Here is a 24724-nt window from a genome sequence, read left to right as displayed (position 1 = left end):
GCGTCCCGGCAATCAAAGATTGCCAAAGGAATCCTCAACCCATCGCCTAAACGACGGGCCGGGGTATTGCCATAAATGGCACTGGCTTATCAAGCACCCTGTTGAGTTCTCAAAGAACAACCGCACACCATCAAACCGAACCGCTTTCGCGGCCCGCCCTCCGGGGCACTCGCTCTACTTTACCCGTCGTTCCCGTTTCGTCAAATCCGCGTTTCGCAACCGAATTCAACAACCCGAAAACATGCAGGCACCCCGCAAGGCCACACAATCGGAGATCGCGTGGTCAAGATTAGGGTTTCCGTCAGGACGGCCGCGCCGGGCCCCTGGATCGGGTCCCGCTCGCTCGCCCGTCTCCCTGGCGGCTCGGAAAACATTACATGGCCGGCTCGTGGACGCCAAATCGGCCCGCCGCGACGTGGGTCACAACGGGCCGATGATCGAGCAGAGCCTTCGGTCGAGACTTGGGTGGCGGGTGGGGCGGTCGGATGGCTCAGGTCAGAGGGCTATTCGACGATCTCGACGCCGGCGAATGTGCGCTTGCCGCGACGCAGGACCAGGAATCGTCCGTGCAGCAGGGCCGACTCCGGCACGACCGCCTCACTGTCGGTGATGCGCTCGTTGTTCAAGTACGCACCGCCCTCCTTGATGGTGCGGCGGGCCTCGTTGGCGCTGGCCACCAGACCCGACTCCTGGAGCAGCTTGCCGACGGTCGGACGCTCACCCCGTACCTCCAAGAGGCCGGCCTCGGCCAGTGCGGCGCGCAACGTGTCCGCGGAGAGCTCCTCCAGGGATCCTCGCCCGAAGAGGGCCTGGCTGGCCGCGATGGCCTGCCGTGCCTCCTCGGGACCGTGCACGAGCGCGGTGATCTCCTCGGCGAGGGCTCGCTGCGCGAGCCGAGCCTGCGGCCGCTCGGCGGTCGCCTTCTCCAGTTCCTCCAGCTCCTCGCGGGACTTGAAGCTGAAGTACTTCAGGTACTGGACGACGTCGCGGTCGTCGCTGTTGATCCAGAACTGGTAGAAGGAGTACGGGCTGGTCATGGTCGGATCGAGCCAGACAGCGCCACCCTCGGTCTTGCCGAACTTGGTGCCGTCGGCCTTGAGGACCAGCGGGGTGACGAAGGCGTGCACCGGACCGGCGCCCCGGCGGCGCACGAAGTCGACGCCGGCGGTGATGTTGCCCCACTGGTCGGAGCCGCCGAACTGAAGCATGCAGCCGTTGCGGACGTGCAGCTGGTAGAAGTCGTTGGACTGGAGCAGCTGGTAGCTGAACTCGGTGAAGCTGATCCCGGACTCCAGGCGGTTACGCACCACGTCGCGGGCCAGCATCTTGTTCACCGGGAAGTGCTTGCCGACGTCGCGCAGGAAGTCGATCACCGAGGTCGGGCCGGTCCAGTCCAGGTTGTTCACCAGGGTGGCGGCGTTCTCCCCGTCGTAGGTGACGAACGGGGACAGCTGCGTACGGATCCGCTGCACCCAGCCCTCGACCACCTCGGGCGGGTTGAGGCTGCGCTCGCTGGACTCCCGCGGGTCACCGATCTGGCCGGTGGCACCGCCGACGAGCAGCAGCGGCTTGTGGCCGCCCTGCTGGAGCCGGCGAGCGGTGCAGACCTGCATGAGGTGACCGACGTGCAGTGAGGCGGCGGTGGGGTCGAAGCCGACATAGAACGTGATCGAGCCACCGTCGAGTGCCTTGCGCAGCTCGTCGGGGTCGGTCGAGTCCTGGATCAGTCCGCGCCACAACAGGTCGTCTACGAGAGTCACGCACGGAATTGTCCCGCACTCGCTGATGCGGATCACAGCGGGTTTCGGGATGCTAGGCGAATGGGTCACCTGGGTAGCGCGACACCGCCGATCGAGATCTCCAAGAAGAAGGCCGAGGCGAGGCTGGAGGCGGCGCAGGAGCGCCTGCTCCGGCTGCGGTTGATCGTCGGCGGGCAGATCGGCGAGAAGAAGATCGGCCCACCTCTGTGCGTGCTCTTCGAGGGGTGGGACGCCTCCGGCAAGGGCGGCGCCATCAAACGGCTGGTCGGTCCGCTGGACCCCCGGCACGTACGGGTGGCGCAGTTCGCGGCGCCCACCTACGACGAGAAGCGGCACCACTTCCTCCAGCGGTTCTGGAACGTGCTGCCCGGTAGCGGCGGGATGGCGGTGCTGGACCGGTCCTGGTACGGCCGGGTCCTGGTGGAGCGGGTCGAGGGTTTCGCGACCAAGGAGCAGTGGAAGCGGGCGTACGACGAGATCGTGGAGTTCGAGCGGACGCTCACCGCCGAGGGCATGATCCTGATCAAGTTCTGGATGCACGTGTCCGAGGAGGAGCAGCTGCGCCGCTTCGAGAGCCGGCAGAATGATCTGCTGCGCTCGTGGAAGCTGACCGAGGAGGACTGGCGGAACCGCAAGAAGCGACCGGAGTACGAGGCCGCGATCGAGGACATGCTGGGCAAGACCGACCAGCCACGGGCCCGCTGGCACGTCATTCCCGGCGATGACAAGCAGTACGCCCGGTTCGCCGTCGTCGAGCACGTCTGCCACGTGCTGGAGAAGAAGCTGACGAAGCGCGGTTTCAACCTCGACGCCGCGGACCATCCCGGACCTACCGAACTCTGAGGCGTTCCGCGTTTTGCTCCCGATTCGTCCGGTTACGACCGGTACGGTGACGGCATGACCAGGAGCAGGATTACTCTGTCCCGACCATTGGGCGCCCTGCTGGTGGGCCTCGTCGCACTCACCGGCGCGACCGCCCAGGCGGCTGCCGCGGTCCCGCAGCAGGCGGCGCCCCGGGCGTACAGCATCTCGGTGGTCCGCACCGGTGGTGTGCAGGGCGGCCAAGCGAGCTTCCAGGTGTCCGGGGGTGTCACCAAGCATTCCGCCGAGGTGCTCCGGCTCGCCTCGAGCCCGGCCTTCCGCGCGCTGGGCCCGCGCTACGTACCGAAGAACACCTGCTGCGACCGGTATCTGTACCGGGTCGCCGTGGGCTATGCGAACGGGAGGACCAAGCGGGTCGTCGCCCTCGAGGGCACGCCGGGGGTGCCGAAGGTGTTCTGGGAGGTCGTACACCGGATGGAGACCATGCCGAAGCCCGTCCCGTTCACCATCAACTTCCCGCCCGGCTTCCCCTTCGGATAGGCCCGGGGGGGGGTACGGCCTCCACCGGCCGCGCGGAGGCCGGCGGAGGCCGTACGTCTCAAGTGACGAGCTTGCGAGCCTGCGCCGGATCCGGCGCCGCTACCGCCAGCTCAGCCAGTCGCCGGCACTCGCCCTCGGTGTGCCCGGCCAGCGACGCGCGCACCGCCGGCAACGCCCGCGGTGACATGGACAGGCTGGTCACGCCCAGTCCGACCAGCACCGGGGCCAGCGCCGGGTCGGCCGCCGCCTCACCGCAGACCCCGACCGGCTTGCCCACCGCGCGACCGGCCGCCCCGCACACCCCGATCAGCTGAAGCAGCGCCGGCTGCCACGGGTCGAGCAGATCGGCGAGGTCGCCGCACATCCGGTCGGCGGCGAACGTGTACTGGCTCAGGTCGTTCGTGCCGATGCTGAGGAAGTCGACGACCTTCAGGAGATCGGCGGCTCGTAGTGCGGCGGCCGGGACCTCGATCATCACGCCGGCCTTCGGCAGGCCCGCATCGCGGACCGCGGCGGCGAAGGCGGTGGCCTCGGCGACCGTGGAGACCATCGGCGCCATCACCCAGACGTCGGCGCCGGTGGCGGACCGGGCCTCGGCGATGGCGGCCAGCTGGGTGGTCAGCACCTGGGGGCGCCGCCGGGCCACCCGCAGGCCGCGTACGCCCAGCGCCGGGTTCGGCTCGCCCTCCTGGTTCAGGAACGGCAGCGGCTTGTCGGCGCCGGCGTCCAGCGTCCGGATCACCACACGGCGGCCGGCCATCGCGGTGAACACCTCCCGGTACGCGGTGACCTGCTCGGCCAGGGTCGGCTCCTGGACCCGGTCGAGGAAGAGCAGCTCGGTACGGAACAGTCCGATCCCCTCGGCGTGCACCTCGTCCGCGCCGGGCACGTTCTTCGCCGATCCGACGTTGGCGAAAAGCTTCACGGCGTACCCATCAGCGGTCTGACCAGGCCCGGTGTGACCGGAGACCGCGGCTGCCGCCTGGACCGCGCCCTGCCGCGCGGTTTCCGCGGTGGCCTCGTCGATTCCCGCGTCGACGCGCCCCGCGGCGCCGTCGACCAGCACCAGCGTGCCCTCCGCGAGGTCCAGCACGCCGGGGCAGGCCACGACCGCGGGCAGACCCAGCGCCCGGGCCAGGATCGCGGTGTGGCTGGTCGGGCCGCCCACCTCGGTGACCAACGCGACCACCTGCTCCGGGTCGAGGTCGGCGGTGTCCGCCGGCGCCAGGTCGCGGGCCGCGAGCACATAGCGATGCCCCGGCTGCGGCACGCCCGGCATGGGCAGGCCGAGCAGCACCGCGACCGCCCGGTCGCGCAGGTCGTCCAGGTCGGCGACCCGTTCGGCCAGGTATCCGCCGGCCGCCTCGAACGCCTCCCGGAAGCTGCCGAAGGCGGCGTCGATCGCGTGCGCCGCGTCCTGGCCGGCCTCGACGTGCTCGCGGACGCCGTCGCGCAGCATCTCGTCGTCGGCCATCATCGCCTCGGCCCGCAGCACCCCCTCGATCGTCGAGTCGGAGGCCCGGTCGGCCCGGCGTTCCAGGTCGGCGACCACCTCGGCGAGCGCGGCGTGAGCCCGCTCGACCTCGGCCGCGGTGTCGGCGACCGGGGTGGGCGGCGGCAGGGCCGGCACCGCCGCGATCCGCAGCAGCGGACCGGCGGCGATCCCGGCGCAGACGCCGATCCCGGAGAGGCTGACCGGCTGGTCAGACATCGCTGGTCTCTTCCGCGTCGAGGTCGCGGGCCAGCAGTGCGGCGAGTCCGTCCAGGGCCTCGTCCGCGCCGTCGCCGTCAGCCTCGAGGGTCACCTCGGTGCCCTGCTTGGCGCCGAGCGCGAGCACCGACAGCATGCTCTTCGCCGGTACCGGCTTGCGGTCGCCGACCCGGATGGTGACCTTGACCGGCGCCGCGGCGGCGGCCTCCACGAACAGCTTCGCGGGCCGGGCGTGCAAGCCGCTGGCGGAACCGACGGCTACGGTACGCGTGGGCATGAGAATCTCCTGTTCACGGCTCGATGGTCACCTTGATGGCCTCGCCGCGCGCGACGATGCCGAACGCGTCGATCGCCTGATCCAGCGGCAGGTGGTGGGTGATCAGGTCGGCGACCGGCACCGCGCCGGTGGCCACCAGGTTGAGCGCCTCGGCGTTGTGCGCCGGGCTGGACCCGTTGGCGCCCACGATCATCAGCTCCCGGTAGTGCACTAGGTTCGAGTCGCAGGTGATGGTCGGGTTGTCCTTGGGCAGACCGCCGAAGAAGCTGATCCGGCCCTGCCGGGCGGCCATCTCGATGGCCTGTTCCTGAGCCTTGCCGGACGCGGCCGCGGTGATGATGACGTCCGCGCCACGGCCGTCGGTGAGCTCCCGGACGGCCGCCACCGGGTCGACCTCCGACGCGCAGATGGCGGCGTCCGGTTTGACCAGGTCGGCGGCCATGTCGAGACGCTGCCGGCTGAGCTCGACCAGGAACACCCGGGCGGCGCCGCGGGCGCGGGCCAGCCGTACGTGCAGGCAGCCGATCGGCCCGGAGCCGATGACCACCACGTCGTCGCCGTCGCCCACCCGGGCCAGGTTCTGCGCGTTCAGGGCGCAGGCCAGCGGCTCGGCCACCGAGGCCTCGGCGAACGAGACGCCGTCCGGGATGCGGTTCAGGCCGTCGACCTTCAGCACCTCCCGGGGCACCACCATGTACTGGGCGAAGCCGCCCTCGAAGTGATAGCCCATCGACACCTGGTTGGGGCAGACGGTCATCCGGCCGCGCTTGCACTCGGCGCACTCACCACAGGGGATGGCCGCGATCACCTGGACCCGGTCGCCGGGCGCCCAGCCCTGGACGCCGTCGCCGACCTCGACGATCTCGCCGGCGATCTCGTGGCCCATCACCCGCGGCGGGTGGATGTGGTGGTGACCGAACTTGGAGATCTTGACGTCGGTGCCGCAGGTGGAGCAGTTCCGTACGCGGATCTTCACCTCACCCGGGCCGGCGTCGGGCTCCGGCGCGTCCTCGAACCGGACGTCGCCGGGAGCGTGGAATCGCACGACCTTCATTCACTGTCCTCCTGGATCTTCCCGAGCAGCCGGATGACGGTGCCGGGGTCGGTGGCCTCGCGTAGTTCACGGGCCTGGTCCTCGTCGAGCAGGATCTCGGCGAGGGCGGCGAGCAGTTCGACGTGCCCGTCGCCGGCGGCGGCGATGCCGACGCAGAGCGTCACCGGCTCGCCGCCCCAGTCGACTCCTTCCGGGAAGCGGAGCACCGCGAGGGCGTCCCGCTTCACCAGTTCCTTGCCGCCGAGGGTGCCGTGCGGGATGGCGACCCCCTCGCCGACGTACGTGGAGATGGAACGTTCCCGGGCCAGCATCGTGTCGACGTACCCCGGTTCCACCGCACCGACCTCGACCAGCGTCTCACCGCAGCGGCGGATCGCCTCGTCCCGGTCGGCGGCCTTCTCGGCCAGCCGGATCGCCCGGCGCTCCAGCAGCTCAGACATTGAAGTCGGTGCCCTGCTGGATCGCCTTGACCACCTTGTTCACCGCCGGGTCGCCCAGAAAGATCTGGAACGGCACGATCGGCTTGTCCGGTGCCACCGAGCGGGCCCGCGCGGCCAGGCCGCTGTGGCAGACCACCACGTCGGCGTCGGCGGGGATCGAGTTCACCGGGGTGTGCTCGACGGTGACGCCGGTCTTGCCGAGTTGCTTGCGCAACGTGCTGGCGAGCATCACGCTGCTGCCCATGCCGGCGTCGCAGGCGACGACGAGCTTGCGGATGTCCTTGCCGTTCATGGTTGCCATGTTGCTCTCCTGACTAGGCGTTTTCCTTGCGGCTGTCCTCGGGGCCGACCGGCTCGGCGGTGCGCTGCGGCGGAACCTCGTGGCCGGTGAGCTCGGCCTCGGCGACCTCTTCGGCGGCCACGTCCTCCTGGTCGGACTTGAGCTTGCCGAAGCCCAGCAGCAGCGAGGCGACCCCGAAGGTGACCGCGGCGGCGATCACGACGCCGAGGATCATGCCGAAGTAGCCGCCCTTCGCGGTGACCGCGGCGAAGGCGAAGATGCTGCCCGGGGCGGGGGTGGCGACGGTGCCGGTTCCGGTGATCATGAAGGTGGCGACGCCGGCCATGCCACCGGCGATCATGGCGAGGATCAGGCGGGGCTTCATCAGCACGTACGGGAAGTAGATCTCGTGGATGCCGCCGAAGAAGTGGATGATCATCGCGGCCGGGGTGGTCGGGCGCAGCGACTTCGGTCCGAAGAAGAGGTACGCGGCGAGCAGGCCCAGACCGGGGCCGGGGTTCGACTCGATCATGAACAGAATGGACTTGCCCTGCTCCGCCACCTGCTGCACGCCGAGCGGGCCGAACACGCCGTGGTTGATGGCGTTGTTCATGAACAGCACCTTGGCCGGCTCGACGAGCACCGACACCAGCGGCATCAGGCTGTGATCGAGCAGCCAGTCGACGCCGTTGCCGGCCGCCTTGGTGAGCCCGTCGACGATCGGGCCGATGCTGAGCTTGCCGAGGATGGCGAAGGCGGCGCCGATGATGCCGGCCGAGAAGTTGTCGACGAGCATCTCGAAGCCGGGCTTGATCTTGCCGTCGATCGCGTTGTCGAAGAGCCGCAGGACGTAGGCGGCGAGCGGGCCGATGATCATCGCGCCGAGGAACATCGGCACTTCCGCACCGACGACGACGCCCATGGTGGCGACCGCACCGACGACCGCGCCGCGCTGGCCGTGCACCATCCGGCCGCCGGTGTAGCCGATCAGGACCGGGAGCAGGTATTTGATCATCGGGTCGACGAGCTCGGCCAGGTTCTCGTTCGGCGTCCAGCCGACCGGGATGAAGAGGGCGGTGATCAGGCCCCAGGCGATCAGCGCGCCGATGTTGGGCATCACCATGCCGGCGAGGTAGCCACCGATCTTCTGGACCCGGGCCTTGAAGCCGGTTCCGGTGACCTCAGGGGTATATGAAGAAGCCATCAGGGGATCTCCATTTCGTTGGCTCGGGTCCGAGTACGGCTCATCCCGATGTGTACGGGTAAAAGGGTGTATTTCCGTTTGTTTTTGGGTGTGCTGATCGCTTCGTCCGGGGAGCGCGCTGGAGTGGTGGGCTCGAATGCGGCAGCGGACGGGCGGGGTGAAGCGCTTGCTGGGTTGGTCGGTTCCTATCGGAACGGAACGGTTGGTTCCGTTCGGGCGGGCGGTAGTCGCGGCGGGCTGGCGGAGCCGGGCCGGCGGAGCGGGCCGGCGGAGCGGGCGGGGCGGTCGCGGCCCGGCGGGGCGGGGCGGTCAGTCGCGCTGGAGGGGTCGTCGTGGGTCGGGGCTGGGATGGAGCTGAATATGCGCACGGTCGAGGTCTCCCGGGCCGGGCATCCGGCTGCCCGGCAGGCTGACCGCGGCCGCGCCCCAGGCCAGGCCCTCGATCAGCGCGCCAGCGCCGCGCGCCCCGGCGGAGAGGAAGCCGGCCAGCAGGGCGTCGCCGGCGCCGACCGTGCTGCGCGGCACGCTCACCGCGGAGGTGCCGGTCAGCACGCCGGTCTCGTCGACGAGGACCGCGCCGTCGGCGCCGAGGCTGGCCAATACCGAGCCGGCGCCGGCCTTGCGCAGCTGTTCGCAGGCCTCGATGACGTCGCCGAGCGTGCGAAGCTCGGCGCCGACCGCCTCGGCCAGTTCTTCCCGGTTGGGTTTGACCAGGGCCGCGCCCGCCGCGACGCCGGCCAGCAGGGCCGGGCCGCTGCTGTCCACGGCGAGCCGGGTGCCGGCCGTGACCAGCCGCTCGCACAGGTCGGTGAAGGCCGCGATGCTCGGCCCGGGCGGGAGGCTGCCGCAGATGACCACCCAGTCGGCGGCACCCGCGGCCGCCAGCACCGCGTCGCTGATCTGGGCGAACTCGGCATCGGATAGCAGCGGGCCGACCTCGTTGATCTTTGTGACGGTGCCGTCCGGCTCGGCGAGGGTGATGTTGGAGCGGGTCCGGCCGGCGATCGGTACGGCCAGCATGTCGACTCCCTCGCCCTTGAGCAGGTCGACGAGCTGGTCACCCTCCGCACCGCCGGTCGGCACCACCGCGGTGGAGCGGACGCCGTTGACCAGCAGCGCCCGGGTGACGTTGACGCCCTTGCCACCGGGGTCGATGTGCGAGTCGCCGGCCCGCAGCACCTCGCCGCGGACCAGCGCGTCGACCTCGAGGGCCCGGTCGACGCTCGGGTTGAGGGTGACGGTGAGGATCATGCGCGGACCACCCGGACGCCGGCGGCCTCGACCTCACCGGCGAGCTCGCCGTCGAGGCCGTTGTCGGTGATCAGCAGGTCCAGGTCGGCGAGTCCGCCGAAGCGGGCCAGATAGTCGTTGCCGATCTTGGTGTGGTCGGCGAGGAGCACGACCCGGCGTGCGGCGGCGATCATCGCGCGTTTGACCGCCGCCTCGGCCGGGTCCGGAGTGGTCATGCCGCGCTCGACGGTGCATCCGTTGGTGCCCATGAACGCGACGTCGACGTACATCTCGGCCAGCGGCCGCAACGCCCAGTCGTCCACCGTGGCCAGGGTCTTGCCCCGGACCCGGCCGCCGAGCAGCAGGACGGTGAGGTTGGGCTTGAGGCCGAGCGTCGCGGCCAGCACCGGCGAGTTCACCACCACGGTGAGCTCGCGGTCGGCCGGCAACAGCTGGGCGAGACGGGCGGTGGTGGTCCCGGCGTCCAGGATGATCGCCCCGTCCTCCGGCACCTCGGCCAGGGCCGCCTTGGCGATCCGCTCCTTCTCGCTGATCAGCACGGCATCTCGGGTGGCGAGGGCCGGTTCGAACCCGAGCCGCTCCACCGGGATGGCGCCGCCGTGCACCCGCCGCAGCACGCCGGCCCGCTCCAGCACGGTCAGGTCGCGGCGGATCGTCTCGGCGGTGACGCCGAAGGTGTCGGCCAGCGCGACGACGTCCACCCGGCCCTCGGCACGGGCTCGTCGCACTATCTCCTGCTGGCGTTCCTCCGCGTACATCTGTTGCTCACCGCCCGACTCGTTTTGGCTTTGTCTTTGTTTACGCCCGCTTCTGCCCGAACGCAATATGTCACCGAGATTTCGATCTCCTTACACGAAGATCCGGAACCCCACGTCGGGCCATATCGGACGCTTGACGCAGCATAGTGATAGAGCTCTGCAAATGTGGGAATCCCGGGCGCGGATGCCCGGTTGTGTGGGTTTCCCGATCTGGCGCGGCCACATACGCCAAAGGATGACGCCGCCGCGCCGGCGTACCTCCGCAGCGGTACACGCATGCTGCTCGCCCGGCATAACCGCAGCTCACAGACGGTGCTCAAGGTCCGGGTCTGTCCCCGATGCGGGGTCCGTCGCAGGACCGGAGGCTCGTGGTCATGAGACGTCGCTCCCTGCTCACGCTCGCCGTCCTCACCGGTGCCGCCGCCGCGTGCGCGCCCACCGGAAGCACGGAGATGCGCCGCCCGCGAGCCGAGAACCGGCTGCGGATCCCGCCACTGCGCGACCCCCGCCCCGGCGCCGACGGGGTCCGGCGCTTCCCTCTCACCCTGCGGACCGGCCACACCGAGTTCCTGACCGGCAAACCCGCCGAGACCTGGGGCATCAACGGTTCCTACCTCGGGCCCACACTGCGCATGCGGCGCGGTGATCTGGTGGCGATGGACGTACGCAATCAGCTCCCGCAGCCGAGCACGCTGCACTGGCACGGCATGCGGCTCCCGGCCCGGATGGACGGCGGGCCGCACCAGACGATCGCGACCGGAGGCACCTGGAGTCCGCAGTGGCGTGTCGATCAACCGGCTGCGACCCTCTGGTACCACCCGCACCCGCACGGGGAGACCGCGGACCACGTCTGGCGCGGGCTCGCCGGAATGATCATCATCGCGGACGACGCGGGACTGCCCGCCCGCTACGGCCACGACGACATCCCGCTCGTCATCCAGGACCGGGTCATCGGCGACGACGGCGAGATGGAGCACGACAAACGGCCCACGTTCGGCCTGATGGGCGACGACATCCTGGTCAACGGCACCCTCGGGGCGCAGCTGGAGGTGTACACCACGCTGGTGCGGTTCCGCCTGCTCAACGGGTCGAACGCCCGGGTCTACCACCTCGGCTTCGCCGACGGGCGGGAGTTCCACGTGGTCGCCGGCGACGCCGGCCTGCTGACCGCGCCCGCCGCCACCGCCCGGATCACCCTCAGCCCCGGCGAACGCGCCGAGATCGTGGTCGCCTTCGCCCCGGGCGAGCCGGCCGTCCTGCGCGGCTTCGCCGGTGACGACGACGTGGACGACGGCAACCATCAGATCCTGCGGATCAGCGCCGCGGCAGACCTCAGCCGGTCACCGGCGCTGCCTGACCGGCTTCCGGGAGCCGGGCCGGTGGCGGTGCCGGCCGGCGCACGGGTACGCCGATTCAAGCTCAGCGGCCACGACGAGATCAACGACCGGGAGATGGACATGAACCGCGTCGACGAGGTGGTGCCGGCCGGTGCCCGGGAGATCTGGGAGGTGCGGAACGCCGTGTACGCCCACAACTTCCACATCCACGGCGTCGACTTCACCGTGCTCGACGTGGACGGCACACCCCCGCCGGCGTGGCAGGCCGGCCGCAAGGACACCGTGTACCTGCCGCCCAAGAAGACCGCCCGGCTGGCCGTGGAGTTCGACCGGCACACCGACGCGGCGACGCCGTACATGTACCACTGCCACATCCTGCGCCACGAGGACGACGGGATGATGGGCCAGTTCACGGTCGTGCCGCCGGGCACCGAGTCGTGGGCGCCGCGGACCGTCTCGCACGCCGGGCACCACCGCTAGCCCAGCCAGCCCGGCCGGACCCGGCCCGACTCGTACGCCCACACCACCAGCTGCGCCCGGTCCCGCAGGCCCAGCTTGCCGAGGATCCGGCCGGCGTGCGTCTTGGCGGTGGCGTGACTGATGCCCAGCCGTCCGGCGATCTCCTCGTTGGACAGCCCGGCCGCGATCAGGTCGGCGATCTCGGCCTCCCGGGCGGTCAGTGCGGCCGCCTCCGGTGGAGGCTGCGGCGGGACGGCCCGGGACGCCACCTCGGCGATCAGCCGGCGGGTCACCGAGGGCGCGAGCAGGGCCTCGCCGCGGGCCACCACGCGTACGCAGTGGATCAGCTCGGCGGGTTCGGCGTCCTTGAGCAGGAATCCGCTCGCCCCGGCTCGCAGCGCGCCGTACACGTATTCGTCGAGCTCGAACGTGGTGAGGATGACGATCCTGGTCCGGCTCAGGCCGGGGTCCGCGGCGATCCGCCGGGTGGCCTCGAGGCCGTCGAGATGCGGCATGCGTACGTCCATCAGCACGACGTCCGGCCGCTCCGCCCCGGCCAGGCGTACCGCCTCCAGGCCGTCCGCCGCCTCGGCCACCACCCGGAGGCCCGGTTCGCCGTCCAGGATCGTCCGGAATCCGGCGCGGACCAGCGTCTGGTCGTCGGCGAGCAGGACCCGGATCATGCGGGAGCCGTCCTCGGCAGGCGCGCCTCGACCCGGAAGCCGCCGTCCGGGCCGGAGCCGGTGGTCACGCTGCCGCCCACCGCGGCGGCCCGCTCGGCCATCCCGCGCAGCCCGTTCCCGTCGTCCACGGTCTCCGGGCCGGCCGGGCGGCCAGATCCGTCGTCCGCGCTTGCCGGGCGGCGCCGGCGGCCAGATCCGTCGTCCACGCTTGCCGGGCCGCGCGGGCGGCCGGATCCGTCGTCCACGATGGTGATCACCACGTCGTCACCGTTCTCCCGTACGTCGATGCGGACGCGGCGGGCGCCGGAGTGCCGCATCGCGTTGGTCAGCGCCTCCTGCACGATCCGGTACGCCGCCGCGTCCGCCGCCGGCGGCAGCGCCGGCGGCTCCCCGGTCAGCTCCACCGCCAGGCCGGCGGACCGGGTCTGCGCCACGAGCTCCGGCAGGCGGGCCAAGGAGGCGTCCGCCCCGCGCAGCACGCCCAGAACCTCGCGCATCTCCCGCAGGGCGTCCTTGCTCGCCGCCCGGATCGCGGTCAGGGCGGAGAACGCCTGCTCCGCGTCCCGGCGGTGCAGTGCCGCCCCGGCCTGCACGCTGATCAGCGAGATCTGGTGAGCCAGCACGTCGTGCAGTTCCCGGGCGATCCGCAGCCGCTCCTCGGCCGCTCGCCGGGCACCTTCGGCCACCCGCCCGGCCTCGGCCTCCGCGGCTCGTTCCTCGGCGAGCCGTACCCGTACCCGCCGGGTCCGCGCCACCTCGCCCGCCGCGACCGCGGCCAGCAGGATCGCGCCGACCCCGGCGATCTCGTCCACGCGCACACCGGCCGGGCCCTCCCGGATCAGGGAGACGGCGGGAAAGGCCGCCAGCAGGGCGAGCGCACCAGCGGCGGTCATTATCCTGCTGCGATCGCGGGCGACCGTGTACAGGGCGATGACGAAGCCGAGCGCCATCGGCGTGTCGGGAAAGCCCGACGTGTAGTAGGCGACCGCCGCCGCGCCGCTCACCGCGAGCGCGGCCGCTGGAAACCGGTCGCGTACGGCCAGCGGCGCGGCCCCGGCGACCAACAGCGCCCAACCGGCCGGGCCCGGCCAGCCGTCGCCGCCGAGGGCCGGCACCAGCACGTCGACGGCCAGCAGGGCCGCGACGAGCAGCACGTCCCGCCGGGTGATCGGCACGGCTACCGGGTGCGGTAGGCCGGTAGGCCGAGGGTCTTGCGGATCGCCTGCTGGACCTCTTCCAGCGGCGGGCGGCCGTCGACGTCGTGCACGACCTCCTTGCGCCGGAACAGCTCCAGCACCGGGCGGGTCTTCTCGTGGTAGTCGCGCAGCCGGGCCTCGAGCGCCTCGGGAGTGTCGTCGGCCCGGGTGACCAGCTCGTGGCCGCAGATGTCGCAGCGGCCCTCCTCCTCGGGCCGGTCGGCGATCAGGTTGTAGTCCATGCCGCAGTTCGGGCAGAGGCGGCGGCTGAGCACGCGCCGGCGTACCTCTTCGTCGGTCAGCTGCAGGTGGATGACCGCGTCGATGTCGTAGCTCTCCATGAAGAACTCGGCCTGCCGGCCGTTGCGCGGGAAGCCGTCGATGATGAAACCGAAGTTCCAGTCGTGGTCGTCGAGGCGGCGGCGGACCACGTCCTCCACCAGGTCGTCGCCGACCAGATCGCCGGCCGCCATGATCCGGCGGACCTGTGCGCCGATCTTGGTGTGGTTGCGGACGTGCCAGCGGAAGATGTCGCCGACGCTGATGTGCACCAGGTCGAGGTCGTCGCGCAGCATCTGGCTCTGGGTGCCCTTGCCGCTGCCCTGCACGCCCATGATCACGTACTTGCGCATGTGGCCTCCGAAATGGCTAGTCGGCCGCGCCCATCCGCAGCGGGCCGGGCGGTATTCCGGTCAACGTGGTCGGGTCGATGCTCCAGGCACCGGCCACCCGGAACACGTCCCGCTCGGCGACCAGCACGGTGGCCTCCGGGTCGAGCTCGTCGGGCAGCCCGGCGTCGCGTTCCGCCGGGTCGGGCTCGCCGAACCACGACGTGACCTCACCGGTCTGTCCCACATACCCGAAGGCGCGGACCAGGTCACCGCGAGCCGCCCGCTGCCATCGATGCAGCTCGGTGACTCGATGCGTGGCGAAGTATTGCACCTCGGTGCCCAGCTCCGCGGAAAGCGCGACCACGTCCGGCGGGGTCTGCATCAACCGGCGACCGACCGCGAGCAGCCAGCGGGTGTCCCGGGCGCCGGGCAGCGGTGGGGTGATCGCCACCCGGTCGTCGGTGAGGTGCGCCAGGTCCAGGCCGTCCCGCCAGGACACCGAGCCGAGATCACGCAGGCCGAGCGCCTGCAGAACGGCGTCCGGCTCGCCGCCGGCGACGGCGAGCCAGGCCTGTTTGCCACCGAACCCGGCCATGACGTCCACATCCATGTCCGCAACGCTATCCGGCGTACGCCGAGGACTGTCCGGTTACGCCCATTCCCTGGGCGGGTCGGGAGACGCGGGTCACGGCCAGCCGTAGTCGCGGCGCAGGATCGTCGCCACCCGGTCGAAGCGGGTCCGGTCCAAGATCGCGCCCTCGCGCCGGATGCCGTCCTCCTCGACCTCGACCACCCTATCCAGGCGGATCCAGCTGGGACGGGCGGACCGGTCCCAGTCGCCGGGGCCGAGAGCCAGCCAGTGCCGCTGGCCGTCGCGGTCGTTCTGGCTGGAAAGCATCAGGCCGAGCAGCGTACGCCCGTCGCGGCCGACCACCAGGACGGGACGGTCCTTGCCCCGGGCGGGGTCGTCCTCGTAGGGCACCCAGGTCCAGACGATCTCGCCCGGGTCGGCGTCACCGTCCAGGTTGGGGTCGTACGCGAGATGCCGGGCCGGCCGCCTCGTCGCGGACTGAGCCGGCACGGTCTCGGGCTGGACGCCGGCGTCCTGCTCGATCACCGGAAGCCGGTCCGGCGCACCCGCCAGGCGCCGGAGGAACGAGGTCACGATTTCGAACACCGCCGCACCCTACAGGCCGGATCTTGCTGTACGGCCGTACAGTACGACGATACAGTCCACCCCGGCCCCGCAAGCCGGGAAGGATGACGAGCATGACCCGATATGGACCGATGTTCGGACCGGACTACACGTTCCTCGGTGTTCCGGCCTGTGACTGGCAGGAACCGCAGACGTACGCCGACGCCGACGTCGTGATCATCGGTGCCCCGTTCGACGGCGGTACCTCCCACCGCCCCGGCGCCCGGTTCGGCCCGCAGGTGATCCGGGGGACCGACTACCTCGCCCACGACAGTTCCCGGCCACACCTGGCGATGCGCGTCGACGCGCTCGGGGCCGACCTCACCGTCAAGGACGCCGGCGACCTCGAGGTGTTCAGTGGGGAGATCGAGCGCAGCTGCCGGACCATCGAGGACGCCGTGGCGTTCATCTCCGGTCACGGGGCGATCCCGCTGATCCTCGGCGGCGACCACACCGTCACCTGGCCGGACGTCACCGGGGTGTCGCGTACCCACGGCAAGGGCCGGATCTCGGTCATTCACTTCGACGCGCACGCCGACACCGGCGACATCGAGTTCGGCTCGCTCTACGGCCACGGCCAGCCGATGCGCCGGCTCATCGAGTCCGGCGCGGTCCGCGGTGACCGGTTCCTCCAGCTCGGCCTGCGTGGCTACTGGCCCGGCCCGGACGTGCTGGACTGGATGGCCGACCAGCGGATGAACTCGTTCCACATGAGCGAGATCGTCGAGCGCGGCCTGGACGCGGTCCTCGACAGCGCGTTCGAGATCGCCCTGGACGGCTGCGACGGGGTCTTCCTCTCGGTCGACATCGACGTCTGCGACCCCGGCCACGCACCCGGCACCGGCACCCCGGAGCCGGGCGGCTTCACCGCCCGGCAGCTGCTCGACAGCGTCTCGCGGATCTGCCACGAACTGCCGGTGGTCGGCATGGACATCGTCGAGGTGTCGCCGCCGTTCGACCACGCCGAGATCACCGCCATGCTCGGCAACCGGGTGGTCCTCGAAGCGCTCTCCGGGATGGCCCGCCGGCGCAAGGACGGCGACGGGCCGCGGTGGCGGCGCTCGACGCCGCTACTACAGGGGCGGGGTACGACGTCCGAGTAGCCGGGCCAGGCCGTCGGCGAGCAGATCCCGTGCGGCGGCCCGGGCCAGTCCCGGGTCGCCGAGCGCCACCGGCAGCGCCAGCCCGTCGATCAACGCGAGAATCAGCCGGGCGGTGTCCATCGGCGGGGCCGTACCGCCGAACCCGCCGGCGGTGATCTCCGCGGCGATCAGCTCGTGCCACCGGCGGTAGTCGCCGAGCACGTCCGCGCGTACCCCGGAATCCCGCAACGCCCAGCGCCAGCTCTCCACCCACAGCCGCCAGGCTGTCTCACTGCCGACCGCGCCGGTCAGATGGCCGGCGATGACGAGCAGCCGTTCCCACGGATCGGTGAGCGCCGCCAGGCGCTCGCCGACGATGTCGAAATCGCGCTGCGCGGCGTGCCGGAAGACGGCGATCAGCATGTCCTCGCGGGTGCCGAAGTAGTACTGGAGCGTGGAGACGCCCACGCCGGTCGCGGCCGTCACGTCGGTGAAGCGGGTCCCGTCCGCGCCGCGGGCGGCAACCACCTCACCAGCGGCCGAGAGCACCTCGGTCCGCCGGTGCGCGGAACGCCGCTCGGTCACCGGGCATTTTTATCATTGCGGCTGCTAGCCGACGAAGTCCTGGGTCATCCAGGTGACGCCCTTGCCGTCCCGGACGACGCTGAGGCCGATCCGCTTGAAGCTGGAGTTCAGCAGGTTCTTGCGGTGGCCGTCGTCCGGTGGCACTTCGGCGAGCATGGCGTCGGTCAGGCCGTTGGCCGCCTTCACCATCGCGGCGTCGCTGCCGCCGCTCGAGCCGTAACCGATGTTCTCGCCGGCCGAGCTCCATTTCACGCCCTGCGCGCTGAACCGGTCGCCGAGGCCGGACTCGCCGGAGCACTGGTGCGACAGCCCGCAGCCGCCGATCATCACCCGGTTGTGCAAGGCGGCGGCCTTGGAAAGCTTGGTGTCCAGGATCAGCGCCCGGCGGCCCTCGGCCACCCGCGCCTCGTTGATGTGCGCGAGGACCTGCTCGACCACGGTTCCGGACGTCGCCTGCGCTCTGGTCGTGGACTTCTTCTTCCGGCTGCTGCTCGGGCTGGCCGGAGCCGGCTTCTTGGCCTTGGCCGAGGGGGAACGGGAAGGGGACGGTGTCGGCTCTGCCTCGCCCGCGCCGCCGGGGGATGCGGCGGCGGCGAGCGGGGCATCCACCGATGTGGGGGCAGGGGATTCGGTGGACCCTTGCGCCAGGCCGGCCACCATGAAGGCGGCACCCATCACCACTGCCGCCGAGCCCGCCACCAGGGTGTAACGGACACGGGCCGCGGAGAAGGGCACGGGGAATTCACCTCGGTGACTCGGACAGGGGAACGGCGCCACCTCACTATGCGCGAGCGCCGCGCCGAGATCCGCCGGGGAAAGGATTCCTTAAGGACCGGCACACCGAGTCATAAGGCCGCGGGCGGCGGCCTCACGCCAGGTCGAACTCGCCGTCACGAACGCCCGCCAGGAACGCCTTCCACTCGGCGTGGGTGAACACCAGGGTGGCGCCATCCGGGTCCTTGGTGTCACGGACCGCGACGATGCCGGGAAGGTTGGCGGCCACCTCGACACAGTCGCCCCCGTTGCCGCCGCTACGAGTGCTCTTGTGCCAGATGGCACCGGTCAGGTCTGCCATCGGTCTCCTCTCGGCCGTCGCTCTGTTCGATGATCGCGGCGATCAGATCGTCGGAGTCGGACTGGCTGAGCGCGGTCGTCTCGAGTTCGGCCCAGATCGACTGGTACGTCTCCACCTCCTTGAGCTTATCCAGGTACAGAGCACCGGTGAGGTTCTCGCAGTAGATGGTCGTGGGCTCCGGAGAGGCGGTACCGACGGCGGGGAACTCGAGAACCGTGAACTGGCCGGAACTGGCGGCCTTGTGCGGCCCGGCGGCGAACGGGATCACCCGGACGCTGATGTTGGGCCGGGTCGAGGCGTTGACCAGGTACGCCAGCTGCTTCTGCATGCCGAGCCGGTCGGGAATGGCGCGATGCAGCACCCCCTCGTCGATGATCACGTCAAGCCGCGGGGCCTCCGGGCGGCGCCGGCTGAGCAACGACTGGCGCTCCAGGCGTACGGCCACGGCGTTCTCCACCGCGGCCTCGTCGTCGCCGTGCCACCGGCGGAAGACGCACTCCGCGTACTCCCGGCTCTGCAGCAGGCCGGGGATCACGCTCGGGGCGAACGAGCGCAGCCGGCTCGCGGCCTGCTCCATGCCGACGTAGAGCTCGAACCAGGCGGGGACGACATCACCGTACGCATGCCACCAGCCCTTCGCCTTCGACTCCTGGGCCAGGCCGATCAGCACCTCGGTCATGTGGCCGGGCGCGGCGTAGACCGAGCACATCGCGATGACGTCGTGCTTGCGCACCGGAACCTCGCCGTTCTCGATGCGATACATCCGGGCGCGGGAGAACTCCAGCTCGCTCGCCGCGGCCATCAGCGAGATGCCGGCCTGCTCGCGCAACTGGCGCAGCAGCCGGCCGACCTGCCGGCGCGGCACGGTCGACCCGGTCTCGGTCATCAATTCGCTCCCCAAGGTCCGCGGTGTATCGAACGAGACGATCCGATCGCCCCGGGCGAGACGGCGAGAATCCAGTTCCGGGATTCTCACCGATCCCGCTTGAGGTGGAGCGTAAGCCAGGCGACGCTCCAATGTGTAGCCGCCGAATCGCTCAAAGTGAGGGTTGAATGCTGGTGCCGCGGACCGAACACGTCGGCCACCGACCGTCGTGGGACTGCCGGGTCTGCGGCCGGCCATGGCCGTGCGCGACCGCGAAAGTGGAGCTCGCCGAGCAGTACCGGGACTTCCCGCACGGCCTCTCGGTCTACCTCGGTTCGTGCATGGTCGAGGCGATCGACGACTGGGCGGCCGGCGCCGGCGGGCCACCGGCCGACCTCTACGAGCGCTTCCTCGGCTGGGCCTAGCCCTCCACCCGCTTGCGCAGGACGCGGTAGAGCTGGTCGTCGTCGACCGTGCTGTGCAGGGTCCGGTCCGGACCGGTCATCGCCACCCACGGGCAGGACTCGTCCTTGCCGATCAGGTTCGACTCGGCCACCTTCTCGCGGGTGGCCACCTCGTAGACGGTCAGCCGGTACCGGCCCTGCTTCATCGGAAGTACCAGCGGATCCGGGTCCTCCACCTTGCAGTCCCGCAGTTTCGGCCCGCCGCCGACCAGATCGAGACAGGCCACCAACTGGGTCTGCGCGGGCTTGGGCGCCCACGCCTTGCGTTTGGCGGCCGAGCCCGCGTACGCCGTCTGGTTCAGGGTGCGGACCGACCGGTAGGTGACCTCCAGCTGGTCACGGACGCTGATCAGCACCGGATGCGGCGCCGCGCCGCGGAACTTCGGCGCACCCGGGTAGTACCAGTTCTCGCAGACCAGCTCCAGGTCGTCCGTCGTGCGTACCGGATCGGTGGCGGCCCGCGGCCCGGACGCACCGCCCTCCACCGGAAAGGACGGCGGCGGGCCCGCCGGCGGCTTCGCCGCCGACGGCGGAATGTCGGTCAGCTGGACGAAGAAATAACTCGCGGCCCCGACCAGACCCACCAGCAGCAACGCGAGCACTGACGACCACACCAGCGTGCGCCTTTTCGAGGTACGCCCCACCGGTTCCGCCACCTGCCGCATCCGCACGCTCCCAGCTCCGCCCAGCCGGGGAACTATATCGACGCCGGACGGTTCTCCGCACCCGCCGGCGAACGTCGGGCGAGCTCACATGATTGGCTTGTCCGGTGACGACGAGCTGGTTGGAACTACCTTCCGAGGCGGTGGACGAGGCGGCCCGCCTGCTGCTCGGCTGGCGGCTCACCGCGAACGGGGTGACCGTGCGGCTGACCGAGGTGGAGGCGTACAGCGGGCTGGGCGAGGACCCGGCGAGCCACGCGCACCGCGGGCCGACCAACCGCAACGCGGTGATGTTCGGCCCGGCCGGGCGCCTCTACGTGTACCAGATCTACGGCATGCACTTCTGCGCCAACATCGTCTGCGGTGAGTCCGGCAAGGCGGCCGCCGTGCTGCTGCGGGCCGGCGCGGTGGTGGACGGCCTGGAGATCGCCCGGCAGCGCCGGCCGGCCGCGCGGCGCGACACCGACCTGGCCGCCGGGCCGGCGAAGCTGATGCAGGTACTGGCGCTGGACAAGGGCGCCAACGACACGTCGGTGATCGACGGGACGGGGCCGGCGACGCTCAGCCCACCGGCTGAACCGGCGGGCACGATCGCCGCCGGCCCGCGCGTCGGCGTCACGTCGGCCCACGACGTGCCGTGGCGGTTCTGGATCAGCGGCGACCCCACGGTCAGCGTCTATCGCCGCCACACACCCCGTAGGAGTGGCTGACTCGCTGCTGTTTCCCGGCGGCCGCGCTGGGGCCTCGGGCGGTGGGTGGCTCGCGCCGGGAGAGCGGGGACGGGGCTGGTTCGGCGGGACGGGCGGTTACGCGTACCCCGGATGGGTTTGATCTTTGGTCAGTCGGCCAGGTCTGGCGGGAAGACGACGGTGAAGCGTTCGAAGAGGATCTCGTCGTTCTCGGTCCACTCCGCGCCGAGGGCGGCGCAGCGGCGCTGCCAGTAACGGCGGTGTTCGCGCATCCAGCTTTCGCGGGTGCGGTCGTCCTCGCCCTCGGCGTGGGCGAACGACTCCTCGACGCTGTCGAACGTGCCCAGCCGCAGTTCGGTGGTGCGCAGCACGACGCGGGGTGCGCCGGCCCCGTCGCAGACGATCCAGTGGCCGCCGATCCGCGGCAGCGGGGTGCCCTCCGCGATGAACTCGCGGAGCAGCGACGAGGTGGCTCGCTTGGTGCCCGCCATGACCAGGGCGAGCAGTTCGTCGGCGAGCCGGGGCGAGTCGCCGAACCGCTCGACGGTGTAGTCGGGGGCGGCGCGCACCGCGTCGGGGTGGACAGTCTCGTACTGCTTCCAGAACTGCTCGGCGGCAGCGGTGTCGATCGACATGACCGCCATCGTGTCACGGGTTTCGCCGGCCGCCCGGCGGGTAGCCGCGCCGCATGACGTCGAACGCCAGCGTGACCTTCGTCGGAAACGCCACGACCCTGCTGCGGCTGGGTGGGTTCACCCTGCTCACCGATCCGGCCTTCGGCGCGGCCGGTAGCCGCGTGCACCTGGGTTACGGCGCGTGGACGCGCAGGCTGCTGGACCCGGCGATGACGTACGCGGAACTGCCGTCCCCGGACGCGGTGCTGCTGTCGCATCTGCACGGCGACCACTTCGACCGCGCCGCGCGGCGGGTACTCCCCCGCGACCTGCCGATCGTCACCACCGCCCAGGCGCAGCGGCGGTTGCGGCGGCGCAGCTTCTCCGACGTACGCGGCCTGCCCACCTGGGACGCCGAGGAGTGGCGCCGCGACGGGGAACTGCTGCGGATCACCGCTCTGCCCGGCCGGCACGGGCCCGGCCTGGTCGACCGGCTGCTGCCCGACGTCATGGGGTCGCTGGTGGAGTGGGAGGTGGCCGGGGAGCGGCGGCTGCGCCTGTACATCACCGGTGACACCCTCTACCGGCCGTTCCTCGGCGAGATCCGGGAACGCTGCGGCGAACCGGACGTGATGCTGATCCACCTGGGCGGCACCAAGCTGCTGGGCCTCACGCTGACCATGGACGGTCGGCAGGGCGCCGAGCTGACCGGACTGATCCGGCCCCGGCTGACCCTGCCGATCCACTACGACGACTACTCGGTGATGAAGTCTCCACTCGGCGACTTCCTCACCGAATGCCAGGTCCGGTCGCTGACCGGCGTGCAGGCCCTGGGCCGCGGCGAGACCCTCAAGCTGGCTTGAAGACTCCCAGGCGGCGGGTCGGCCGGGTCAGCGCCACGTACAGGTCGTTGGCGCCGCGCGGGGACTCGGCCCGGATCCCGGCCGGGTCGACCACCACGACCACGTCGAACTCCAGGCCCTTCGCCTCGGTGACGGTCAGCAGCACGGCGTTCTCCTCCGGATCGGTGGAGACCGGCAGGGCGGCTGCGAGCGCGGACCGCGCGGCCGCCGGGGCGATCACCGCGAGCCGCCCGCCGTCCAGCTCCGCGATCTCGCGAGCGACCAGGCCGGCGAGGTGGCTCGGGCCGCCGCTCTCCTCCCACGGTTCGACGCCGGAGTGGCGTACCGGTTGCGGCGGTTCGATGGGCACGCCGGCCGCGGCCAGCACACGGCGGGTGTACGCCAGGATCTCCGCCGGGGTGCGGTAGCTGACGGTCAGCTCGGCCAGGCGCCAGCGGTCCGCGACGTACGGGCTCAGCACCTCCGCCCAGTCCGCCGGCGTGCCGAGTGCCCCGGCCTGCGCCAGGTCACCGACCACCGTCATCGACCGGCTCGGGCAGCGGCGCATCAGCAACCGCCAGGCCATCGGCGACAACTCCTGAGCCTCGTCGACGATCACGTGCCCGTACGCCCACTTCCGGTCTTCGGCCGCCCGCTCGGCCGCCGAGCGCCGCTCCCGGTCCGCGTACCGTTCGGCCAGCATGTCGGCCTCCATCACGTCGGCCACGTTCGGGATCGCCGCCTCGAAGTCGTCCTCCAGCTCGTAGGACTTGGAGCCGGCGGTGATGTCCAGGACGCCCTGCGCGTACGCCAGCCGCTGCCGCCACCGCCGCACCGCCCGGTCCCGGGCCGCCGCGTCGTCCTCGCCGAGCAGCTCGGCCGCCTCGTCCAGCAGCGGCACGTCGGCCGGACTCCACCCGCCGCCCGGTTCGCGCCGCAGCAGCTCCCGCTCGGCGGGGCTGAGGCCCGGCACCGCGGCCGGGTCGGCGTACAGGCCGGTGAGCAGGTCCTCGGGCGTGAGCACCGGCCAGAGTTCGTCGAGCACCGCGCGGACCGCGGGCTCGGCGGCCAGGTCGGCGCGGATGTCCGCCAGGTCTCCCTCCTCCAGCACGTTCGACGAGGTCAGGGCGTCGTCCTCGCCGAGCGGGTCGGCCCAGAACGGGTCGTACCCGATCCGCTCGGCGATCTGGGCGGCCAGCGTGTCCAGGACGGCCTCGGCGAAGACCGGGCGGGCCAGGTTGTGCAGCCGGCCGGAGCCGCGGGCGCGCTGCCGGGCCGCCTCGACCGCCGCCGGGTCGAGGGTCAGGACGTGCCGGTCCACCACGATCTCGACCGGCTCGTCCGGGACGCGCTGCCGCCCGCGTACCGCCTCGGCCAGGAGCTCCACCATCGTCGCGCGACCTTTGAGCTCGGCAGCGGCCGGCGGCTCCGGACGCCGTGCCGTCACGCCCGGGAAGAGATCACCCAGCGTGGCCAGCAGCACGCCGGTCTCCGCCAGCGACGGCAGCACGTGCGAGATGTACCGCAGGAAGGTGGCGTTCGGCCCGACGATCAGTACGCCGCGGGCGCTGAGCTGCTCCCGGTACGTGTAGAGCAGGTAGGCGGCCCGATGCAGCGCGACCGCGGTCTTGCCGGTGCCCGGCCCGCCCTGCACGACGAGGACGCCGCCGAGACCGGATCGGATCACCCGGTCCTGTTCGGCCTGGATCGTCTCGACGATGTCCCGCATCCGTCCGGTCCGGTTCGCGGTCAGCGCGGCCAGCAGCGCGGCCTCTCCGGTCACCGGGGCGGACTCACCGGCCGCCGCCGGGTCGAGGATCTCGTCGTCCAGCCCGACCACGAGGCGTTCCCGGGTGCGGATGTGCCGTCGGCGCGACACCCCGTACGGGGTCACCGCGGTGGCCACGTAGAACGGACGGGCGGCCGGGGCCCGCCAGTCGACCAGCAGCTGCCGCTCGCTGTCGGTGAGCCCGATCCGGCCGATGTGCAGCCGCTCGTCGTCGTGCCGGTCCAGGCGGCCGAAACAGAGTCCCTGCTCGACCGCGCTGAGCTGGGCGAGGCGCTCGGCGTACCCGGCGGTGACCGCGTCCCGGTGGGACCGGGCCTGCGGGGTGCCGCCGCCCTCCCGTCGGGCCTCGGCGAGGCGCTGCTCGGTCCGGAAGCGCAGGTCGTCGAGGTGACGGTACAGATCGGTGAGGTGGTGCTGCTCCTCTGCGAGATTTTCCGACTGGACGCTTGACAGACTTGACAAGGCTGCTCCCAGGGGCT

Annotated in this window: 28 protein-coding genes; 7 read left to right on the top strand and 21 right to left on the bottom strand. The window is 71.3% G+C overall.

All coding sequences use genetic code 11. The annotated features are described in order from the left end of the window. Positions 1-503: 503 nt before the first annotated feature. Positions 504-1760 carry a tyrosine--tRNA ligase gene (gene tyrS, locus I4J89_RS33255; RefSeq protein ID WP_196418101.1) on the bottom strand — a complete coding sequence of 419 codons (1257 nt, stop codon included), beginning with the start codon at positions 1758-1760 and terminating at the stop codon, positions 504-506. A 60-nt stretch (positions 1761-1820) separates the two neighbouring features. Between tyrS and I4J89_RS33250 the strand changes: the two genes are divergently transcribed. Together I4J89_RS33250 and I4J89_RS33245 are read left to right on the top strand one after the other, a co-directional pair. Then, positions 1821-2603, top strand: coding sequence for a polyphosphate kinase 2 family protein (locus I4J89_RS33250; protein ID WP_196418100.1), 783 nt, complete (start codon positions 1821-1823; stop codon positions 2601-2603). A 54-nt stretch (positions 2604-2657) separates the two neighbouring features. Next, positions 2658-3122, top strand: a complete 465-nt coding sequence (locus I4J89_RS33245; RefSeq protein WP_196418099.1) for a hypothetical protein — start codon at positions 2658-2660, stop codon at positions 3120-3122. A 58-nt stretch (positions 3123-3180) separates the two neighbouring features. On the opposite strand, the gene ptsP is transcribed toward I4J89_RS33245, so the two are convergent. The 8 genes from ptsP to I4J89_RS33205 all read right to left on the bottom strand — a co-directional run bounded on the left by ptsP (position 3181) and on the right by I4J89_RS33205 (position 10097). Next, on the bottom strand, positions 3181-4833 hold the full coding sequence (gene ptsP / locus I4J89_RS33240) for a phosphoenolpyruvate--protein phosphotransferase (protein WP_196418098.1): 1653 nt from the start codon (positions 4831-4833) through the stop codon (positions 3181-3183). Continuing rightward, positions 4826-5110, bottom strand: a complete 285-nt coding sequence (locus tag I4J89_RS33235) for an HPr family phosphocarrier protein (protein WP_196418097.1) — start codon at positions 5108-5110, stop codon at positions 4826-4828. Before I4J89_RS33235 ends, ptsP begins: the two co-directional genes overlap by 8 nt. A gap of 13 nt (positions 5111-5123) precedes the next feature. Then, positions 5124-6164 (bottom strand): zinc-dependent dehydrogenase, encoded by a 1041-nt coding sequence (locus I4J89_RS33230; protein ID WP_196418096.1) that lies wholly within the window; start codon positions 6162-6164, stop codon positions 5124-5126. Further along, on the bottom strand, positions 6161-6604 hold the full coding sequence (locus I4J89_RS33225; protein ID WP_196418095.1) for a PTS mannitol transporter subunit IIA: 444 nt from the start codon (positions 6602-6604) through the stop codon (positions 6161-6163). The genes I4J89_RS33230 and I4J89_RS33225 overlap by 4 nt, the downstream gene beginning before the upstream one ends. Continuing rightward, positions 6597-6905, bottom strand: a complete 309-nt coding sequence (locus I4J89_RS33220; protein WP_196418094.1) for a PTS sugar transporter subunit IIBC family protein — start codon at positions 6903-6905, stop codon at positions 6597-6599. The genes I4J89_RS33225 and I4J89_RS33220 overlap by 8 nt, the downstream gene beginning before the upstream one ends. A 13-nt stretch (positions 6906-6918) precedes the next feature. Then, on the bottom strand, positions 6919-8091 hold the full coding sequence (gene mtlA, locus I4J89_RS33215) for a mannitol-specific PTS transporter subunit IIC (RefSeq protein WP_196418110.1): 1173 nt from the start codon (positions 8089-8091) through the stop codon (positions 6919-6921). 306 nt (positions 8092-8397) lie between these two features. After that, the gene (locus tag I4J89_RS33210; RefSeq protein ID WP_196418093.1) at positions 8398-9339 is read right to left on the bottom strand and encodes a 1-phosphofructokinase family hexose kinase; all 942 of its coding nucleotides are present in this window, start codon (positions 9337-9339) and stop codon (positions 8398-8400) included. Next, on the bottom strand, positions 9336-10097 hold the full coding sequence (locus tag I4J89_RS33205) for a DeoR/GlpR family DNA-binding transcription regulator (protein WP_196418092.1): 762 nt from the start codon (positions 10095-10097) through the stop codon (positions 9336-9338). The genes I4J89_RS33210 and I4J89_RS33205 overlap by 4 nt, the downstream gene beginning before the upstream one ends. A 374-nt stretch (positions 10098-10471) precedes the next feature. Here I4J89_RS33205 and I4J89_RS33200 point away from each other — a divergent pair, with 374 nt between their 5' ends. Continuing rightward, positions 10472-11914: a multicopper oxidase family protein gene (locus I4J89_RS33200; RefSeq protein WP_230859994.1), complete on the top strand. Its 1443-nt coding sequence runs from the start codon at positions 10472-10474 to the stop codon at positions 11912-11914. Here the strand turns inward: I4J89_RS33200 and I4J89_RS33195 are convergent. From I4J89_RS33195 to I4J89_RS33175, 5 genes are all read right to left on the bottom strand, one after another. Next, the gene (locus tag I4J89_RS33195) at positions 11911-12576 is read right to left on the bottom strand and encodes a response regulator (protein ID WP_196418090.1); all 666 of its coding nucleotides are present in this window, start codon (positions 12574-12576) and stop codon (positions 11911-11913) included. The two genes, I4J89_RS33200 and I4J89_RS33195, sit on opposite strands and share 4 nt — an antisense overlap. After that, complete coding sequence (locus tag I4J89_RS33190) at positions 12573-13751, bottom strand: sensor histidine kinase (RefSeq protein WP_309238572.1); 1179 nt, start codon at positions 13749-13751, stop codon at positions 12573-12575. The genes I4J89_RS33195 and I4J89_RS33190 overlap by 4 nt, the downstream gene beginning before the upstream one ends. Positions 13752-13753: 2 nt before the next feature. Beyond that, positions 13754-14404 (bottom strand): adenylate kinase family protein, encoded by a 651-nt coding sequence (locus tag I4J89_RS33185; RefSeq protein WP_196418089.1) that lies wholly within the window; start codon positions 14402-14404, stop codon positions 13754-13756. A 16-nt stretch (positions 14405-14420) separates the two neighbouring features. Beyond that, positions 14421-14993 (bottom strand): hypothetical protein, encoded by a 573-nt coding sequence (locus I4J89_RS33180; RefSeq protein ID WP_196418088.1) that lies wholly within the window; start codon positions 14991-14993, stop codon positions 14421-14423. A gap of 75 nt (positions 14994-15068) precedes the next feature. Further along, a complete protein-coding gene (locus I4J89_RS33175; RefSeq protein ID WP_373688180.1) occupies positions 15069-15500 on the bottom strand; it encodes a type II toxin-antitoxin system PemK/MazF family toxin in 432 nt (143 codons plus the stop codon). Positions 15501-15652: 152 nt separating this feature from the next. On the opposite strand from I4J89_RS33175, the gene speB reads away from it, so the two are divergent. Next, positions 15653-16681, top strand: coding sequence for an agmatinase (gene speB / locus I4J89_RS33170; protein WP_196418086.1), 1029 nt, complete (start codon positions 15653-15655; stop codon positions 16679-16681). Here the strand turns inward: speB and I4J89_RS33165 are convergent. The 4 genes from I4J89_RS33165 to I4J89_RS33150 form a co-directional block, all read right to left on the bottom strand. Next, complete coding sequence (locus I4J89_RS33165; protein WP_196418085.1) at positions 16652-17245, bottom strand: TetR/AcrR family transcriptional regulator; 594 nt, start codon at positions 17243-17245, stop codon at positions 16652-16654. The two genes, speB and I4J89_RS33165, sit on opposite strands and share 30 nt — an antisense overlap. Positions 17246-17269: 24 nt before the next feature. After that, on the bottom strand, positions 17270-17980 hold the full coding sequence (locus I4J89_RS33160) for a CAP domain-containing protein (RefSeq protein ID WP_196418084.1): 711 nt from the start codon (positions 17978-17980) through the stop codon (positions 17270-17272). A 133-nt stretch (positions 17981-18113) separates the two neighbouring features. Further along, a complete protein-coding gene (locus I4J89_RS33155; RefSeq protein WP_196418083.1) occupies positions 18114-18320 on the bottom strand; it encodes a DUF397 domain-containing protein in 207 nt (68 codons plus the stop codon). Next, positions 18277-19206, bottom strand: coding sequence for a helix-turn-helix domain-containing protein (locus I4J89_RS33150; protein WP_196418082.1), 930 nt, complete (start codon positions 19204-19206; stop codon positions 18277-18279). Before I4J89_RS33150 ends, I4J89_RS33155 begins: the two co-directional genes overlap by 44 nt. A gap of 167 nt (positions 19207-19373) precedes the next feature. Here I4J89_RS33150 and I4J89_RS33145 point away from each other — a divergent pair, with 167 nt between their 5' ends. Next, entirely contained in the window at positions 19374-19610 is a 237-nt protein-coding gene (locus tag I4J89_RS33145) for a hypothetical protein (RefSeq protein WP_196418081.1), read from the top strand. Here I4J89_RS33145 and I4J89_RS33140 read toward each other — a convergent pair. Next, the gene (locus tag I4J89_RS33140) at positions 19607-20314 is read right to left on the bottom strand and encodes a hypothetical protein (protein ID WP_196418080.1); all 708 of its coding nucleotides are present in this window, start codon (positions 20312-20314) and stop codon (positions 19607-19609) included. The two genes, I4J89_RS33145 and I4J89_RS33140, sit on opposite strands and share 4 nt — an antisense overlap. Before the next feature lie 119 nt (positions 20315-20433). On the opposite strand from I4J89_RS33140, the gene I4J89_RS33135 reads away from it, so the two are divergent. After that, a complete protein-coding gene (locus tag I4J89_RS33135; RefSeq protein ID WP_230860030.1) occupies positions 20434-21021 on the top strand; it encodes a DNA-3-methyladenine glycosylase in 588 nt (195 codons plus the stop codon). Between the two features lie 128 nt (positions 21022-21149). On the opposite strand, the gene I4J89_RS33130 is transcribed toward I4J89_RS33135, so the two are convergent. Next, positions 21150-21635, bottom strand: coding sequence for an ASCH domain-containing protein (locus I4J89_RS33130; RefSeq protein ID WP_230859993.1), 486 nt, complete (start codon positions 21633-21635; stop codon positions 21150-21152). A gap of 53 nt (positions 21636-21688) precedes the next feature. Here I4J89_RS33130 and I4J89_RS33125 point away from each other — a divergent pair, with 53 nt between their 5' ends. Further along, positions 21689-22477 carry an MBL fold metallo-hydrolase gene (locus I4J89_RS33125; protein ID WP_196418077.1) on the top strand — a complete coding sequence of 263 codons (789 nt, stop codon included), beginning with the start codon at positions 21689-21691 and terminating at the stop codon, positions 22475-22477. On the opposite strand, the gene I4J89_RS33120 is transcribed toward I4J89_RS33125, so the two are convergent. Then, positions 22464-24707, bottom strand: coding sequence for a HelD family protein (locus I4J89_RS33120; RefSeq protein ID WP_196418076.1), 2244 nt, complete (start codon positions 24705-24707; stop codon positions 22464-22466). The genes I4J89_RS33125 and I4J89_RS33120 overlap by 14 nt on opposite strands. Positions 24708-24724 lie beyond the last annotated feature (17 nt).

Source organism: Actinoplanes aureus, from assembly GCF_015704865.1.
GTDB lineage: Bacteria > Actinomycetota > Actinomycetes > Mycobacteriales > Micromonosporaceae > Actinoplanes > Actinoplanes aureus.
This window is presented reverse-complemented; position numbering and strand designations above follow the sequence as displayed.